Source organism: Streptomyces sp. ISL-36, from assembly GCF_018614205.1.
GTDB lineage: Bacteria > Actinomycetota > Actinomycetes > Streptomycetales > Streptomycetaceae > Streptomyces.
This window is the reverse complement of sequence record NZ_JAGGOS010000113.1, coordinates 66,737-80,131: the sequence shown is the minus strand read 5'-3', so window position 1 is coordinate 80,131 and position 13,395 is coordinate 66,737. Positions and strand designations below refer to the sequence as shown.

The following is a 13,395-nucleotide window of genomic DNA, read 5'->3' as shown; positions in this document are numbered from 1 at the left end:
CAGCAGGGCGTGGGCCTCGCCGCCACGGCCCTGGGCGCGCAGTCGCCGGAGCGCGTAGACCGCGTTCCCGGCGGCGCGCGCCGCCTCCGCGGCGCCCTCGCCCTCGGCGCCCTCCCCCGCGGTGGTGGCGGGCGCGGGGGCGGCCGGCGCCTCCACTCCGCCGAACCGAGCGCCGCGCGGTGCGGCAGCGGCCATCGGCAGAGCGGGGACGACCTCGGGTGCGGCCTCCCCCGCCTCCTCGACCTCGTCCATCCAGGCGTACCGGGCCCCGCGGGGACGCCGCTTGGGCGCCGCGTGAGCCGGGGCCACCGCGTGCGGACCCTGGCCCGCCCCTTCAGACTCCCCCGCCCCTCTCGCCTCTCCTGCCTCTCCTGCCTCTCCTGCCACGCTCGCGAGGCGGGCGAGTCGGGCCGTCAGCTCGGCGATGCGGGCCGTCGCACGCCTGTGGTCGTCCTGGGCCCAGGCCAGCTCATTGTTCAGTCCGGACGCGTCCGGGGAGGCCGGGGCCGCCCGCAGGCGGGCGCCGAGCTCGTGGGAACGGGCCTCCGCGTACTGCCGTTCCCGTTCCATCACTTCCAGACGCTCGCGCAGCGCCTCGCGGCCGCCGGGCCGTCGGTCGTGGGCGGTCGCCGCCGCGCCGTGCAGCGCCCTGGCCCGCGCCGTCCCAGGGCCGGTGCCCGCCTCCCCGAGGTCCTGGAGCAGGGACTCGACGACGTCCCAGGGCAGGATGTCCACGCCGTCGAAGCAGGCCCGCAGACCTTCCGGGTCCCGGCTCGCGAAGACCCCGTACCAGCCCTCACCCGGCTCCAAGCGGGTCGCAAGCTCTCCGAGGTGGCGCGCGAAGGCGGCCACCTCCACCGGGAGTTGATACACCGTCATACCGCCCGCACCACCCGCGCACTCGACTGGGACCTTCCGGTCCGCAGGTATTCGACCCCAGTCGTGTTACGAGACGGCTACAGGCTGTTTTCGGGCAGGGCCCGGGCGCCGCGCAAGCGGGTCACGGCGACGGTGAAGGCGAGGCCGACGGCGACGGCGACGGCGACGGCGACGGCGACGGCGACGGGGCCAGGCTCACCGCGATGCCCGTGTGCGGCCTCTTGCCGAGCCTGGCGATCGCGGCGGGCCAGTCGACGAGCCAGAACTGCCAGGTGTACTTGCGCGCCAGCAGCTTCCGCACCCGGCGCAACTCCTGCCCCTCCAGGAGCCGCGCGGTGCCCGCCACGCTCACCGCTCCCTCCGCGACCTTCCCGCGCACGTCGCAGACGGCCAGCACGGCCCGCGGGTCGTTCCGCAGCCGCTTGACCTTCCAGGAGTCGCTGCGCGTCCACGCGTACAGTTCGGCGCCCTCCACCGCGTACCAGACCGGCGTCGCCACCCCCGTACCGTTCCTGCGGAAGGTGGTCAGACTGACGTAGCGGCCGCGCCGCAGCTCCTCGGGCATCATGCGGGCGAGACTACGTGCCCTGATAGACCGCCCTGGCCTCGGTGATCTCCGGGACGTGCTCGCGGGCCCATGCGCAGGCGGTGTCCAGCGGCCCGAGCAGGGAGTGGCCGAGTGCGGTCAGGGCGTACTCCACCCGGGGCGGGTTCTCGTCATGGACGGTCCGGGTGACGAAGCCGTTGCGCTCCATGGAACGCAGGGTCTCGGTGAGCACCTTGGGGGTGATCCAGTGCAGCGGCACACGCAGTTCGGAGAAGCGGCGCGGCCGTCCGTCCTCCAGGCAACGGAGCACCACGCCGGTCCACTTGTCGCCGACGCGGAAGGGCTGCGCGCGGTCCTCGCAGTCGGGGTCGTCGAAGAGGGCGGGACTCAGCGGACGCTGTTCGTGCTCGGTCATGATCCGAAGCTAGCCCAGTACCGTTGAAGTAACCAGGGGGACCCGTCCTACGGTCCTGCCATGAGCAACGACATGAACGACATCATCATTTTCGGGGCCGGCGGACGGGTCGGCCGGGCGGCCGTGGCGGAGGCGGCGGCCCGCGGCCACCGGGTGACGGCGGTGGTCCGCGATCCCGCCGCGCACCTGGATCTGGCGGGGGTTTCGGTGACCCTCATCCAGGGCGACGTCACCGACGCCGCCTCCGTGGCCGCGCTGGCGGCCGGTCACACCGCGGCGCTGAACGCGTCGGCCCGAATGGACATCCCCTCGGAGGAGCACTTCACGGCGGCGGCGAAGGCGCTGGTCGCCGGACTCTCCGAGGCCGGCGTACGGCGGCTCCTCACGCTGGGGATCGCGACCACGCTGGAGAGCGAGCCGGGCGTGCGGCTGATGGACGCGCCCGAATTCCCGGCGGCCTGGCGGGCGTTCGCACAGGGGCATGTGGCGGAGTTCGAACTGCTCACAGCCGAGGCCGGGCCCGAACTCGACTGGCTGATGGTCGTGCCGCCGCTCGACCTCGCCCCGGAGGCGAAGGTGACGGGCGGCTACCGGACGGCGGTGGGCACGGTGATCGACGGGCCGGGCCGGATCGCGCACGCGGACCTCGCACGGGCCCTGCTGGACGAGATCGAGCACCCGCGTCACAGCCGGGTACAGCTCGCGGTCTCGGTCTGAGCCGGGCGCTCCCGGATGCCCCCGGCGCGCATGCCCGCGGGCGTCCGGGCCTCCCGGGCATCCCGGGCGTGCCCGACCGCGCGTCCCGGGCGCATCAAGCGTCCCCCACCGAGTGGATCAGACGGGGACGAGCGCGCAGCGCGTGACCAGCTCGTCCATGGAGAGGCCGAGGACCCTCGCGAGCGCCGCGACGGTGAAGAAGGCGGGGGTCGGAGCCCGCCCGGTCTCGATCTTCCGGAGCGTCTCGGCGGAGAGCCCGGCCGCGGCGGCGATCGCCACCATCGAGCGGTCGCCGCGGGCCTCGCGGAGCAGGCGGCCGAGCCGCTCGCCGCGCTCGCGCTCTTCGGGGGTCAGGGGTGTGCGCACCATGAGGACCATTCTAATACCGGTATAGTAATTGGCATGGTGGAGATCAAGACGGACAAGGCCCTGCAGGAGATGCGGGTAACGGGACGGGTCGTCGCCGAGGCGCTGGCGGCCGTACGGGCCGAGGCGGCGCCCGGTGTCACCCTGAGAGAACTGGACCGGGTGGCCCGGGACGTCCTCGCGGCGGCCGGTGCGGCGTCGCCCTTCCTCGACTACCGCCCCGACTGGGCACCGGTCCCCTTCCCCGCGGTCATGTGCGCCTCGGTGAACGACGCCATCGTGCACGGCATCCCCGGTGACCACCGGCTGGCCGACGGGGACCTCGTCTCCATCGACTGCGGGGCGATCCTCGGCGGCTGGGCCGGTGACGCGGCCATCAGCTTCACCGTGGGCAGGGCCCGACCGGCGGACACCCGCCTGATCGACACGGCGTACGCGGCGCTGGAGGCCGGCATCGGGGCGGCCGTGGTCGGCAACCGGATCGGCGACATCGCGCACGCGATCGGCCGCGTCTGCCGGGGCGCGGGCTACGGCATCCCGGACGGCTTCGGCGGGCACGGCGTGGGCCGCACCATGCACGAGGACCCGGGCGTCCCCAACGAGGGACGCCCGGGCCGTGGCATGCCGCTGCGCCACGGGATGGTCATCGCGATCGAACCGATGCTGATCGGCGGCGGCGGGGACGACCACTACACGGCCCGGGACGGCTGGACGATCCGCACCATGGACGGCTCCCGCGCCGCCCACACGGAACACACGGTGGCGATCACGGACGACGGCCCCAGGATCCTGACGGCCCTGTAGAACGCCGCGCCACCGGCGGCCGGGCTCGGCGGCCGGGCTCGGACGCCGGACATCCCGTCGCGGTCTCCGGCCGCGCCGCGGGCCCGCCGGCCGTCTCAGTGCACCGGTCGTACGACCATCGCCGAGCCGCCGCCCCGTCGCACGGTCTCCGCCGCGGCCACCCAGCGGCCGTCCGGCAGTCGTTGCACACCCGTCGCCGCGCCGATCTCCGGGTTCTGGCGGAAGCCGTGGCCGATGGCCTCCAGCTCGCCCCGCAGCGGGCTGTTCCACAGCCCCGGCTCCAGCTCGGTGGTGGCCTGGTTCCGCTGGCTGGCCCGGGGGGCGGCGATGGCCTCGACCAGAGGCAGACCCCGGTCCACGACCCCGGTGAGGGTCTGCAGGACGGTGGTGATGATGGTGGCTCCGCCCGGGGATCCGAGCGCGAGAACCGGCCGCCCGTGCCGGTCGAGCACGATCGTCGGGGAGATCGAGGAACGGGGACGCTTCCCCGGGCCCGGCAGGTTCGGGTCGTGGACGGCGGGGTTCGCCGGGGCGAAGGAGAAGTCGGTCAGCTCGTTGTTGAGCAGGAAGCCGCGGCCCGGAACGGTGATCCCGCTGCCGCCCGTCGACTCGATCGTCAGCGTGTAGGCGACGACGTTGCCCCACCGGTCGGCGACCGTCAGATGGGTGGTGTTCTCGCCCTCGTACGTGGTCGGCGCCGCCGTCCCCCCGGCGGCGCAGGCCGCCGGGTTCCGTGGGTCCCCCGGCGGGAGCGGGCTGGTCAGCACGGCGTCGTCGCGGATGAGGCAGGCCCGGGAGTCGGCGAACCGCTGCGAGAGCAGCTCGCGCGTGGGCACGTCCTCGAAGGCCGGGTCGCCGACCCAGCGGCCACGGTCGGCGAAGGCGATCCGGCTCGCCTCGATGAAGCGGTGCAGATAGGCGGCGGGCGAGGCGGTGGAGAGGTCGGTCCGCTCCAGGATGTTGAGCGCCTCGCCCACGCTCGTACCGCCGGAGGAGGAGGGCGCCATGCCGTACACGTCGAGCCCCCGGTAGGAGATCTTCGTCGGCCTGCGCCGCTCGGTCTCGTACGCCGCGAGGTCACCCTCCGTCAGGTCGCCGGAGCGGACGACCCTTGTGGCGCCGTCGCGGACCGGCGGCGTGCGCACGGTGTTCACGATGTCCCGGGCGAGCGGCCCCTTGTAGAGCGCCCCGACGCCTTCGCGCGCCAGCTTCTCGTACGTCCGGGCCAGATCGGGGTTCTTGAACGTGCTGCCGACCGCCGGGAGTTGCCCGCCGGGGAGGAAGAGCGCCGAGGAGGCCGGGAAGTCCCTGAAGCGGGCCTCGTTGGCGGCGGTCTGGGCGCGGAAGGTGGCGTCGACGGTGAAGCCGTCGCGGGCCAGGCGGCCGGCCGGTTCGAGCAGGGTGCGCAGCGGCTTGCTGCCCCAGGCGTCGAGCGCGGTCTTCCACGTCGCCGGGGTGCCGGGGGTGCCGACACCCCGGCCGCTGGTCATGCCCTCCTCGAAGGGGATGGGCTTGCCGTTCTCCACGAAGAGGTTCGCGTCGGCCGACCGCGGCGCCGTCTCGCGGCCGTCGATGGTGTGCACGGTGCGGGTCCCGGCGTCGTAGTGGACGAAGTAGCCGCCTCCGCCGATGCCGGCCGAGTACGGCTCGGTGACGCCGAGGGCCGCGGCCACGGCGACGGCCGCGTCGACGGCGTTCCCTCCCTTGCGGAGCACCTCGATGCCGGCGGCGGAGGCGTCGGCGTCGACACTGGCGACGGCCCCGCCGTACCCGACGGCGACGGGTTCCTTCACCGGAGGGGGGGTCGCGGTCGGCGGGGCGGCTGCCCCCACCGAGAGCACCGTCGCGGCGACGGCCACGATCGACCCGTTACGTACGGTGGAACGACGCATCCCTACCTCCAGTCAAAGACCGTCCCGGCAGGGTAACTTCCTCCCGCCCTCCCCGTCAGGACCGCCTCTCGAACAGGGGACCCATCCCCCGCTAGCATGCGCCCACATGAATGAAGACCTGCGCAATGTCGTCCTGGGCGTCCTGGCCACCGGGGTCAGCGGCTCGCTGGGCTGGCTGACCCGCACGTATCTGTGGCGCCGCGCTCTCCGCCGCAAGCAGGCGTTCTTCGGCCTTTCCGAGGGATCGGAGTGCCTGCTGGTCGTCAACCGGAAGGCGGGCAGCGACAAGGCGGTGCACAGTGTCGACGTGTCCGCGCTGCTGGAGCTCTCCGCGCTGATCAAGGACTGCGGGGCGCAGGCGCAGATAGTCCAGCACGACATGGCCCGCCAGGGCCTCGGTGACCGTACGGAGTTCTGCGTCGGCGGACCGTACTCCAATCGCCGGATGGCCGCGCATCTCTCCACCCTGCTGCCCGGCCTGACGGTGAACGTGGAGTCGGAACCCTTCGAGGACCGGGGCATGTTCACGGTCGGCGGCGAGGTGTACCGAGGCGTGCGCGGGGCGACGGAGTACGTCGTTCTCGCCCGGCTCACGGGGGGCGAGGGCGGCCGGCCGGTGTTCCTCTTCTGCGGTCAGTTCGCGGTCACCAACCAGGCCGCCACCCGCTATCTGGCCCGGCGTCACGAGAAACTGGAGCGCACGTACGGCGCCGGTCCCTTCGTCCTCCTGCTGAAGGTGGTCAACTCCGACGCCTACGGTCCCGATGTGGTGGAGCTGGTCGCCGATCTGACGCGGGCGGCGCGCACCGCCCCGGCTACCGCAGCCGCACCGGCAGCGACTTGATCCCGTTGATGAAGTTGGAGACGAGCCGCCGGGGCGGGCCCGCCGGCTCCAGATCGGTGAGCATCTCCCGTGCCTCCTCGTGCAGCACGCGCAGTTGCAGCCGGGCGAAGTGCGCGCCGAGGCAGACGTGCGGGCCGTCGCCGAAGGACACGTGCGGGTTCGGGGTGCGCCCCAGGTCGAGCCGGTGGGGTGCGGGGAAGACCCGTTCGTCGTGGTTGGCGGAGGCGTGCAGGACGACGACCTTGTCGCCCGCGGAGATCCGCTGCCCGGCGAGCTCGGTGTCACGGGTCGCGGTGCGCCGGAAGGACAGGACGGGCGGGTGGATGCGCAGGAGTTCCTCGACGGCGCTGTCCACGCCCACGTCCCCGTTCCACAACCGCCGCCGCTGACCCGGGTGTTCGGCGAGGGCGAGCAGGCCGCCGGGGGCGGCGCTTCGGACCGTGTCGTTGCCCGCGACGGTGAGCAGGAAGAAGAACATCTCCAGTTCGGTGTCCCGGAGTTCGGACGCGGCGAGCGCGGTCATGATGTCGTCGGCGGGGTGCGCCCGCTTGTGGGCGGCGAGCTCCTGGGCGTACCGGAACATTTCGGCGAGCATGGCGGGTGAACGCGGGTTGACCGGTCGCCCCCGCTCGTCGAGGACGGCCGGTTCGTCGGGGTCCTGGTAGGCGATCACGCGCTCGGTCCACTCGAGCAGCAGCCCGCGGTCACCGGCCGGGACGCCGAGGAGGTCGGTCAGATTGAGGAGCGCGTAGTCGTCGGTGACGGTGCGGACGAGATCGACCTCCGGCCCGCTCTCCAGGGCGGCCCGCAGGAGCGTCCCGGCCCGCTCCCGCGCGGTCGCGGCGAACCGCTCGATCCGGCCGGGGGTGAACGCCCGGCTGACGAGCCGCCGCAGCCGGCCGTGTCCCGGCGGGCCCTGGTTGAGCATCATGCGCCGGATGAAGGGCAGATCGGCCGGGTCGGGGTCCCTGATCTGGGTGGCGCCGAGGTACGACGAGTAGGTCGTGGCGTCCTTGAGCACCCGTACGACGTCGGCGTGCCGGGTGACGGCCCAGAACCCGCTGCCGGGGGGCCAGCCGAGGACTTCGTACTCCTCCTGCCAGGCGACCGGGTGCCGGTCGCGCAGGGTCCGGAACGTGTCGTGCGGCAGCCCCCGGGCGTAGATGCGGGGATCGAAGACATCGGGTACGTCGCTCGCGTTCTCCACGGGCCCAGCGTGGCACGAGACGGTCGGCGCCCGTGAGGGTCGCGGTCCACGAGCTGCTCGGCGGGAGCCGTGGCCGTGCCGAGCCGGCCCGTGGGCCGTCGGCGGTGCGCCGGGACCCGGGGGTTAGTCTTCGAAGCGCCCCTCATGGAGTCGAGGACGGAGCAGGACATGGAGAGCGTCAGCCGTACCGCGTTGGTCGAGGACCTGATGGGGCGCTTCCCGCACGTGCCCCGGGAAGCCGTGATCAAGGAGGACCTGCTGCGGGGTGGCATGGCCTTCGACGAGTCCGCGCTCAGCGGGACCGCCGACGGAGCCTCGGGGGACGTCAAGCCGAAGTCGTACTTCATCTTCTCCTTCGACCACCGCACGCTCCCGGAGCTCGGGGCCGCCGCGCTCAACCGGCCGCCCGAGGAGATCGTGCTCACCGGTGGCCCGTACGAACTGCGCCGTACCGTCGTCTCCGTACGGGTCAACCCCGACTCGCCGTACGTCGTGCGGGGCGGCGAGGACGGCACGCTGGGCCTGTATCTGGACGGCGTGCGGATCGCGGACGTCGGCCTGCCGCCGATGCCGGAGTACTACCGCCACACGCTGTCGAACGGCAAGTCGGTGATGGAGGTCGCGCCGACCATCCAGTGGGGCTACCTCGTCTATCTGACGGTCTTCCGGGTGTGCCAGTACTTCGGCGCCAAGGAGGAGTGCCAGTTCTGCGACATCAACCACAACTGGCGCCAGCACAAGGCGGCGGGCCGGCCGTACACCGGTGTGAAGCCCGTCGAGGAGGTCCTGGAGGCGCTGGAGATCATCGACCGGTACGACACCGCGGGGGCCTCCCGGGCCTACACCCTCACGGGCGGCTCGATCACCTCGCAGGTCGCGGGCCGCGACGAGGCCGATTTCTACGGGCACTACGCGCAGGCCATCGAGGAGCGTTTCCCCGGCCGCTGGATCGGCAAGGTCGTGGCCCAGGCGCTGCCCCGGGACGCCGTGCAGCGGTTCCACGACTACGGCATCCGCATCTACCACCCCAACTTCGAGGTGTGGGACCGGCGGCTGTTCCAGCTCCACTGCCCGGGCAAGGAGCGTTACGTCGGCCGGGACGAGTGGCACCGCAGGATCCTGGACTCCGCCGAGGTGTTCGGCCCTCGTCATGTCATCCCCAACTTCGTGGCGGGCATCGAGATGGCCGAGCCCTTCGGCTTCACCAAGGTGAGCGAGGCGATCGACTCGACCGCCGAGGGTCTGCGGTTCTTCATGTCGCACGGTGTCGTCCCGCGCTTCACCACCTGGTGCCCGGAGCCGACGACGCCCCTGGGCAAGGCCAATCCGCTGGGTGCGCCGCTCGAGTACCACGTCCGTCTCCTGGAGACCTACCGGGCGACACTGGAGGAGTTCGGTCTGAGCTCCCCGCCCGGCTACGGGCCGGCCGGTCCCGGCCGTGCGGTGTTCTCCGTCAGCTCGTTCATGGACAGTCTGGAAGGGCTCGAAGAGGCCTCTTCCTGAGACCGCCGGGCGAGGCCACGGCGGCCGCTGCTGACAGCATGTCCAATAATCGTTACCCGCACGTAACTTGCCAACCGGTTACCGCAGGTAAGCCCCTGCGGTTACCGTCGGGTCACTTTCACTGCCCCCCATCAGTGACACCAGTGAGGAGTGACCCGTGCGCATACCCTTGGCCCTCGCCGTCTCGGCCGCCCTCGTGGCGGGGACGGCGCTCGGGCTCGCCCCCGCCGCCCACGCCGCACAGACCGCCGATTCCGGCACGACCGTCCGCTTCGTCGACATCGCCGGCGACGGCGGCACGATCCTCAAGGCCAATGTCGTCAGCCCGGCCGGCGCCGACGGCTCCGCCCGCCATCCCGTGATCGTGCTCCCCACCAGCTGGGCCATGCCCCAGATCGAATACCTCGTCCAGGCCCGGAATCTCGCCGACTCCGGCTATGTGGTGGTCAGTTACAACTCGCGCGGCTTCTGGCAGTCCGGCGGCGAGATCGAGACCGCCGGACCGAGGGACGTCGCCGATGCCTCCAAGGTCATCGACTGGGCCCTCGCGAACACCCCCGCCGATCCCGACAAGGTCGGCATGGCAGGTGTCTCGTACGGAGCCGGGATCAGCCTCCTCGCCTCCGCGCACGACAAGCGGATCAAGGCCGTCGCGGCGCTCAGCGGCTGGGCCGACCTCATCGAGTCCATCTACAGCGGCCGCACCCAGCACCTCCAGGCCGCCGCGCTGCTCGGCGGCGCGGGCTACCTCACCGGCCGCCCCGGCCCCGAACTGCGGCAAGTCCTGGGCGACTTCCTCTCCTCCGACCTCTCCCGGGAGGACGAGATGATCGCCTGGGGCGAGAAGCGCTCCGCCGTCACGTACCTGGACCGGATCAACGCCAACGGCGCGGCGATCATGCTCGGCAACGCCTGGGGCGACACCATCTTCCCGCCCAACCAGTACGCGTCCTTCTACGAGAAGCTCAAGGGTCCCAAGCGCCTTGAGTTCCGTCCCGGCGACCACGCCACCGCCGAGGGAACCGGCCTGCTCGGGCTGCCCAACGACACCTGGACCAGCGCGCACCGCTGGTTCGACCACCACCTCAAGGGCGTCGCCAACGGCATCGACCGCGAGCAGCCCGTTCAGCTCACCTCCCGTTCCGGCGGCGGCTACGAGGGCTATCCCGACTGGAAGTCGGTCGGTGCGGACCAGCGGAGGATCGCCCTCGGCGACTCCCGGAAGATCTGGGCGAACGTCGACTCCGGCGCCAACGGCGGCGTCGTCCTCCTCTCCAACGTCCTGGACCAGTTCCTCCGGACCCCGCCCGTCGCCTCGATCCCGCTGCTCCCCCGCGCGTTCGCCGGCGTGTGGCAGTCCGAGCGGTACGACGACGTCCAGAAGGTGCGGGGCACGCCGGTACTCCACACCACGGTCACGTCCACCGAGGAGAGCGGCACCCTCGTCGCGTACCTCTACGACGTGGGCCCGCTCGGCCTCGGCAAGCTGGTCAGCAATGCCCCGTACACCTTCCACGGCAAGACACCCGGCACACCGTTCAGCGTCGACCTGGAGCTCTTCTCCACGGCCTACGACGTGCCGGCGGGCCACCGTCTCACCCTGGTCGTCGACACGGTCGACCCGCTCTACATCGAGCACAACCCGACCGGCGCACAGCTGACCTTCTCCTCCCCGTCGGCCGACCCGTCGTACGTGTCGGTCCCGCTGCGGGAAGAGTGATCACCGGCTGCTGCCGGGCGGGCATGGCTCCCTACGCACCACTGCGCGGCCGCTACGGCCCCGCGGGGGGACCCCCGCCCGGCAGCAGCGTTCCTGGTCCGGCCGGGGGGACCTCGACGGCCTTCGTCTTCGGGCTGCGGCGCTCCTTCTTCGCCACCCAGGTGGCGAACCAGGAGAGCAGGACGCACATCCCGATGTAGATCGGTGAGATCACCATGACGACCGGGATGAACGGCAGGTCGTAGTCGAGGTTCGACGCGATCAGCTTGCCCGCGTGCAGGAACTCCTCGTAGGTGATGAGGAAGCCGAGGGAGGTGTCCTTCAGGGCCACCACCAACTGGCTGATGATGGCCGGCAGCATGGCCCGGACGGCCTGCGGCACCAGGACGTGGGTCATCACCTGCGTCTTGCGCATGCCGAGGGCGTACGCCGCCTCCCGCTGCCCGCGGTCGACGGAGTTGACCCCGGTACGGAACACCTCAGCGAGGACCGAGCCGTTGTAGAGGGTCAGTCCGGCGACCAGCGCGGGCAGCGGCTGGACCTTCAGCGCCACGAAGATGAAGAAGATCATGACCAGGACGGGCATGGCGCGGAAGAACTCGACGAAGAGCGTCGCCACCCAGCGGAAGACCCGGTGGTCGGAGAGACGTCCGGTCGCGAGGAGGCCGCCGAGCGCGAGCGAGAGCACCGAGGCGTACGCGAAGGCCTTGAGCGTGTTCCCGAGGCCGCGCAGCAGCAGCTCCTGGATCCCCTCGTACGCGAAGGGGGACCACTTGGTGCCGGTGAACTGTTCGGTGTCGAAGAGGAGGTAGAGGATCCAGCCGACCAGGGCCAGGAGGAGCGCGGTCGAGAGGACGCCGTAGAGCAGATGCCGCTTGCGGGTGTGGGGGCCGGGGATGTCGTACAGGGCGGTGGACTGGGTCATCGGGCGACTCCCCAGCGGCTCTCCAGGACGTTGAAGATCGCGCTGATGGTGAGGGTGATGATCAGGTAGCCGACGGCGATCCAGACGAAGGTCCAGATGATGTTGTAGCCGAGCTCGCTCAACGTCTTGTAGGTGCCGAGGAGTTCGGTGACGCTGAAGGCGCCGGCGATGGCGGAGTTCTTGGCGAGCGCGATGAGCGTGGAGCCGATGGGCGGGATGACGGACCGGAACGCCTGGGGCAGGACGACGGCGCCCAGGGTCTGCCCGAAGGTCATGCCGAGGCTGCGGGCCGCCTCTCCCTGGCCGCGCGGCACGGTGTTGATGCCGGAGCGCAGCGCCTCGCAGACGAAGGCGGAGGTGTAGCAGCCGAGCGCGAGGACCGCGAACAGCTGGAAGGGCAGCACGAGTCCGAAGCGCGGCAGGCCGAGCATCACGGCGAAGAAGAGCAGGGTGAGCGGGGTGTTGCGGAGCACGGTGACCCAGACGGTGCCGAAGACCCGGAGGGAGCCGACCGGCGCGGCCCGGAAGGAGGCCATGACGAAGCCCAGCACGAGGGCGAGGAGCGAGGCGTAGACGGTGAGTTCGACGGTGCCGAGGAAGCCTTCGCCGTAGCGTGAGAAGTTCTCTGTCAGGACGTCCATGTGAGGGGATCCCTCCTCAGCTCGCCGGGTAGCGGTCGATGGCGGGCGGCTCGGGGGCGGGGACGCCGGAGAGGCCGAGGGTCACGTCGTACGCCTTCTTCCAGTCGCCGTTCTTCTCATGGGTGGCGAGGGCGTCGTCGAGGGCGAAGCGCAGGGCGTTGTCGCTCCGGGGGACGCCGATGCCGTACGGCTCCTTGGAGAACGGCCTGCCGACGACCTTGAGTTCGTCGGGGACCTTGGCCGCGTAGCCCATGAGGATCGTGTCGTCGGTGGTGACGGCGTCGACCTGGTAGGTGAGCAGGTTGTCGACGCAGACCGAGTAGGTGTCGTAGGCGACGAGGTCGGCCCTCGGGTAGTCCTTCGCGATCCGCTGGTACGGGGTGGATCCGGCGGCCGAGCAGACGCGCTTGCCGTCGAGGTCCTGGGGCCCGTCGATGTCGTTCTCGTCGGTGCGGACCAGGAGGGACTGGCCGGCCATGTAGTAGGGGCCGGCGAAGCCGACCAGCTTCTTGCGGTTGTCGTTGATGGTGTAGGTGCCGACGTAGTAGTCGATCTGGCCGTTCTGCAGGGCGGTTTCGCGGTTGGCCGAGGCGATGGTCCTGAACTGGATCGAGTCCGGGTCGAAGCCGAGCGAGGCCGCCAGCATCCTGGCGATCTCGATGTCGAAGCCGGAGTAGCGCCCGGTGGCCGGGTCCTTCTCGCCCATGTAGGGCTGGTCCTCCTTGGCACCGACGATCAGATGGCCGCGTCTCTTCGCCTTCGTCCATGTCGCGGAGTCGGGCAGCTTGAAGGCCGACTGGACCTGGTAGGTGGGAAGTTCGTCGGGCTGCGGGCCCTTGACGGGCGGGCTGCCCTCCTTGCCGCATCCGCCCAGGCCTGTCACGGCGAGGGCCAGGAGCGCGATGGCGGCGAGGATGCGATGCGTACGGTGCATG

The 13,395-nt window shown here is 71.5% G+C and carries 12 protein-coding genes and 2 pseudogenes; 5 read left to right on the top strand and 9 right to left on the bottom strand.

Annotated elements, in window-relative coordinates:
* From J7E93_RS27360 to J7E93_RS27350, 3 genes and pseudogenes are all read right to left on the bottom strand, one after another.
* Nucleotides 1–879 (bottom strand): annotated as a pseudogene (locus tag J7E93_RS27360) (UL36 very large tegument protein); the annotation flags it as partial.
* A gap of 193 nt (nucleotides 880–1,072) precedes the next feature.
* Nucleotides 1,073–1,447: pseudogene (locus J7E93_RS27355) on the bottom strand (PPOX class F420-dependent oxidoreductase); the annotation flags it as partial.
* Between the two features lie 10 nt (nucleotides 1,448–1,457).
* Nucleotides 1,458–1,841 (bottom strand): helix-turn-helix domain-containing protein, encoded by a 384-nt coding sequence (locus tag J7E93_RS27350; RefSeq protein WP_215072622.1) that lies wholly within the window; start codon nucleotides 1,839–1,841, stop codon nucleotides 1,458–1,460.
* 60 nt (nucleotides 1,842–1,901) lie between these two features.
* Between J7E93_RS27350 and J7E93_RS27345 the strand changes: the two genes are divergently transcribed.
* Nucleotides 1,902–2,558, top strand: a complete 657-nt coding sequence (locus tag J7E93_RS27345) for an NAD(P)-dependent oxidoreductase (RefSeq protein ID WP_251067162.1) — start codon at nucleotides 1,902–1,904, stop codon at nucleotides 2,556–2,558.
* A 117-nt stretch (nucleotides 2,559–2,675) separates the two neighbouring features.
* Here J7E93_RS27345 and J7E93_RS27340 read toward each other — a convergent pair whose 3' ends face one another.
* Complete coding sequence (locus tag J7E93_RS27340) at nucleotides 2,676–2,927, bottom strand: helix-turn-helix domain-containing protein (RefSeq protein ID WP_215072621.1); 252 nt, start codon at nucleotides 2,925–2,927, stop codon at nucleotides 2,676–2,678.
* A gap of 33 nt (nucleotides 2,928–2,960) precedes the next feature.
* Here J7E93_RS27340 and map point away from each other — a divergent pair, with 33 nt between their 5' ends.
* Nucleotides 2,961–3,728: a type I methionyl aminopeptidase gene (gene map, locus J7E93_RS27335; RefSeq protein ID WP_215072620.1), complete on the top strand. Its 768-nt coding sequence runs from the start codon at nucleotides 2,961–2,963 to the stop codon at nucleotides 3,726–3,728.
* Nucleotides 3,729–3,823: 95 nt separating this feature from the next.
* Here map and ggt read toward each other — a convergent pair whose 3' ends face one another.
* A complete protein-coding gene (gene ggt, locus J7E93_RS27330) occupies nucleotides 3,824–5,620 on the bottom strand; it encodes a gamma-glutamyltransferase (protein WP_215072619.1) in 1,797 nt (598 codons plus the stop codon).
* 106 nt (nucleotides 5,621–5,726) lie between these two features.
* On the opposite strand from ggt, the gene J7E93_RS27325 reads away from it, so the two are divergent.
* Nucleotides 5,727–6,464 (top strand): hypothetical protein, encoded by a 738-nt coding sequence (locus J7E93_RS27325; RefSeq protein ID WP_215072618.1) that lies wholly within the window; start codon nucleotides 5,727–5,729, stop codon nucleotides 6,462–6,464.
* On the opposite strand, the gene J7E93_RS27320 is transcribed toward J7E93_RS27325, so the two are convergent.
* Nucleotides 6,436–7,671 (bottom strand): cytochrome P450, encoded by a 1,236-nt coding sequence (locus J7E93_RS27320; RefSeq protein WP_215072617.1) that lies wholly within the window; start codon nucleotides 7,669–7,671, stop codon nucleotides 6,436–6,438. The two genes, J7E93_RS27325 and J7E93_RS27320, sit on opposite strands and share 29 nt — an antisense overlap.
* A 168-nt stretch (nucleotides 7,672–7,839) precedes the next feature.
* Here J7E93_RS27320 and J7E93_RS27315 point away from each other — a divergent pair, with 168 nt between their 5' ends.
* Together J7E93_RS27315 and J7E93_RS27310 are read left to right on the top strand one after the other, a co-directional pair.
* Nucleotides 7,840–9,174 (top strand): radical SAM protein, encoded by a 1,335-nt coding sequence (locus J7E93_RS27315; protein WP_215072616.1) that lies wholly within the window; start codon nucleotides 7,840–7,842, stop codon nucleotides 9,172–9,174.
* Between the two features lie 157 nt (nucleotides 9,175–9,331).
* Nucleotides 9,332–10,894, top strand: coding sequence for an alpha/beta fold hydrolase (locus J7E93_RS27310; protein ID WP_215072615.1), 1,563 nt, complete (start codon nucleotides 9,332–9,334; stop codon nucleotides 10,892–10,894).
* A 52-nt stretch (nucleotides 10,895–10,946) separates the two neighbouring features.
* Here J7E93_RS27310 and J7E93_RS27305 read toward each other — a convergent pair whose 3' ends face one another.
* The 3 genes from J7E93_RS27305 to J7E93_RS27295 are packed head-to-tail and all read right to left on the bottom strand — an operon-like array spanning nucleotide 10,947 to nucleotide 13,394.
* Nucleotides 10,947–11,819, bottom strand: coding sequence for an amino acid ABC transporter permease (locus tag J7E93_RS27305; protein WP_215072614.1), 873 nt, complete (start codon nucleotides 11,817–11,819; stop codon nucleotides 10,947–10,949).
* Nucleotides 11,816–12,460 carry an amino acid ABC transporter permease gene (locus J7E93_RS27300; RefSeq protein ID WP_215072613.1) on the bottom strand — a complete coding sequence of 215 codons (645 nt, stop codon included), beginning with the start codon at nucleotides 12,458–12,460 and terminating at the stop codon, nucleotides 11,816–11,818. Before J7E93_RS27300 ends, J7E93_RS27305 begins: the two co-directional genes overlap by 4 nt.
* Nucleotides 12,461–12,476: 16 nt before the next feature.
* Nucleotides 12,477–13,394 (bottom strand): glutamate ABC transporter substrate-binding protein, encoded by a 918-nt coding sequence (locus J7E93_RS27295; protein ID WP_215072612.1) that lies wholly within the window; start codon nucleotides 13,392–13,394, stop codon nucleotides 12,477–12,479.
* Nucleotide 13,395: the final 1 nt, after the last annotated feature.

Coding starts and splice junctions, on each gene's coding strand:
- J7E93_RS27315 (WP_215072616.1), top strand. CDS start 7,840: ATGGAGAGCGTCAGCCGTACCGCGTTGGTCGAGGACCTGATGGGGCGC.
- J7E93_RS27350 (WP_215072622.1), bottom strand. CDS start 1,841: ATGACCGAGCACGAACAGCGTCCGCTGAGTCCCGCCCTCTTCGACGAC.
- J7E93_RS27300 (WP_215072613.1), bottom strand. CDS start 12,460: ATGGACGTCCTGACAGAGAACTTCTCACGCTACGGCGAAGGCTTCCTC.
- J7E93_RS27325 (WP_215072618.1), top strand. CDS start 5,727: ATGAATGAAGACCTGCGCAATGTCGTCCTGGGCGTCCTGGCCACCGGG.
- J7E93_RS27340 (WP_215072621.1), bottom strand. CDS start 2,927: ATGGTGCGCACACCCCTGACCCCCGAAGAGCGCGAGCGCGGCGAGCGG.
- map (WP_215072620.1), top strand. CDS start 2,961: ATGGTGGAGATCAAGACGGACAAGGCCCTGCAGGAGATGCGGGTAACG.
- ggt (WP_215072619.1), bottom strand. CDS start 5,620: ATGCGTCGTTCCACCGTACGTAACGGGTCGATCGTGGCCGTCGCCGCG.
- J7E93_RS27305 (WP_215072614.1), bottom strand. CDS start 11,819: ATGACCCAGTCCACCGCCCTGTACGACATCCCCGGCCCCCACACCCGC.
- J7E93_RS27295 (WP_215072612.1), bottom strand. CDS start 13,394: ATGCACCGTACGCATCGCATCCTCGCCGCCATCGCGCTCCTGGCCCTC.
- J7E93_RS27345 (WP_251067162.1), top strand. CDS start 1,902: ATGAGCAACGACATGAACGACATCATCATTTTCGGGGCCGGCGGACGG.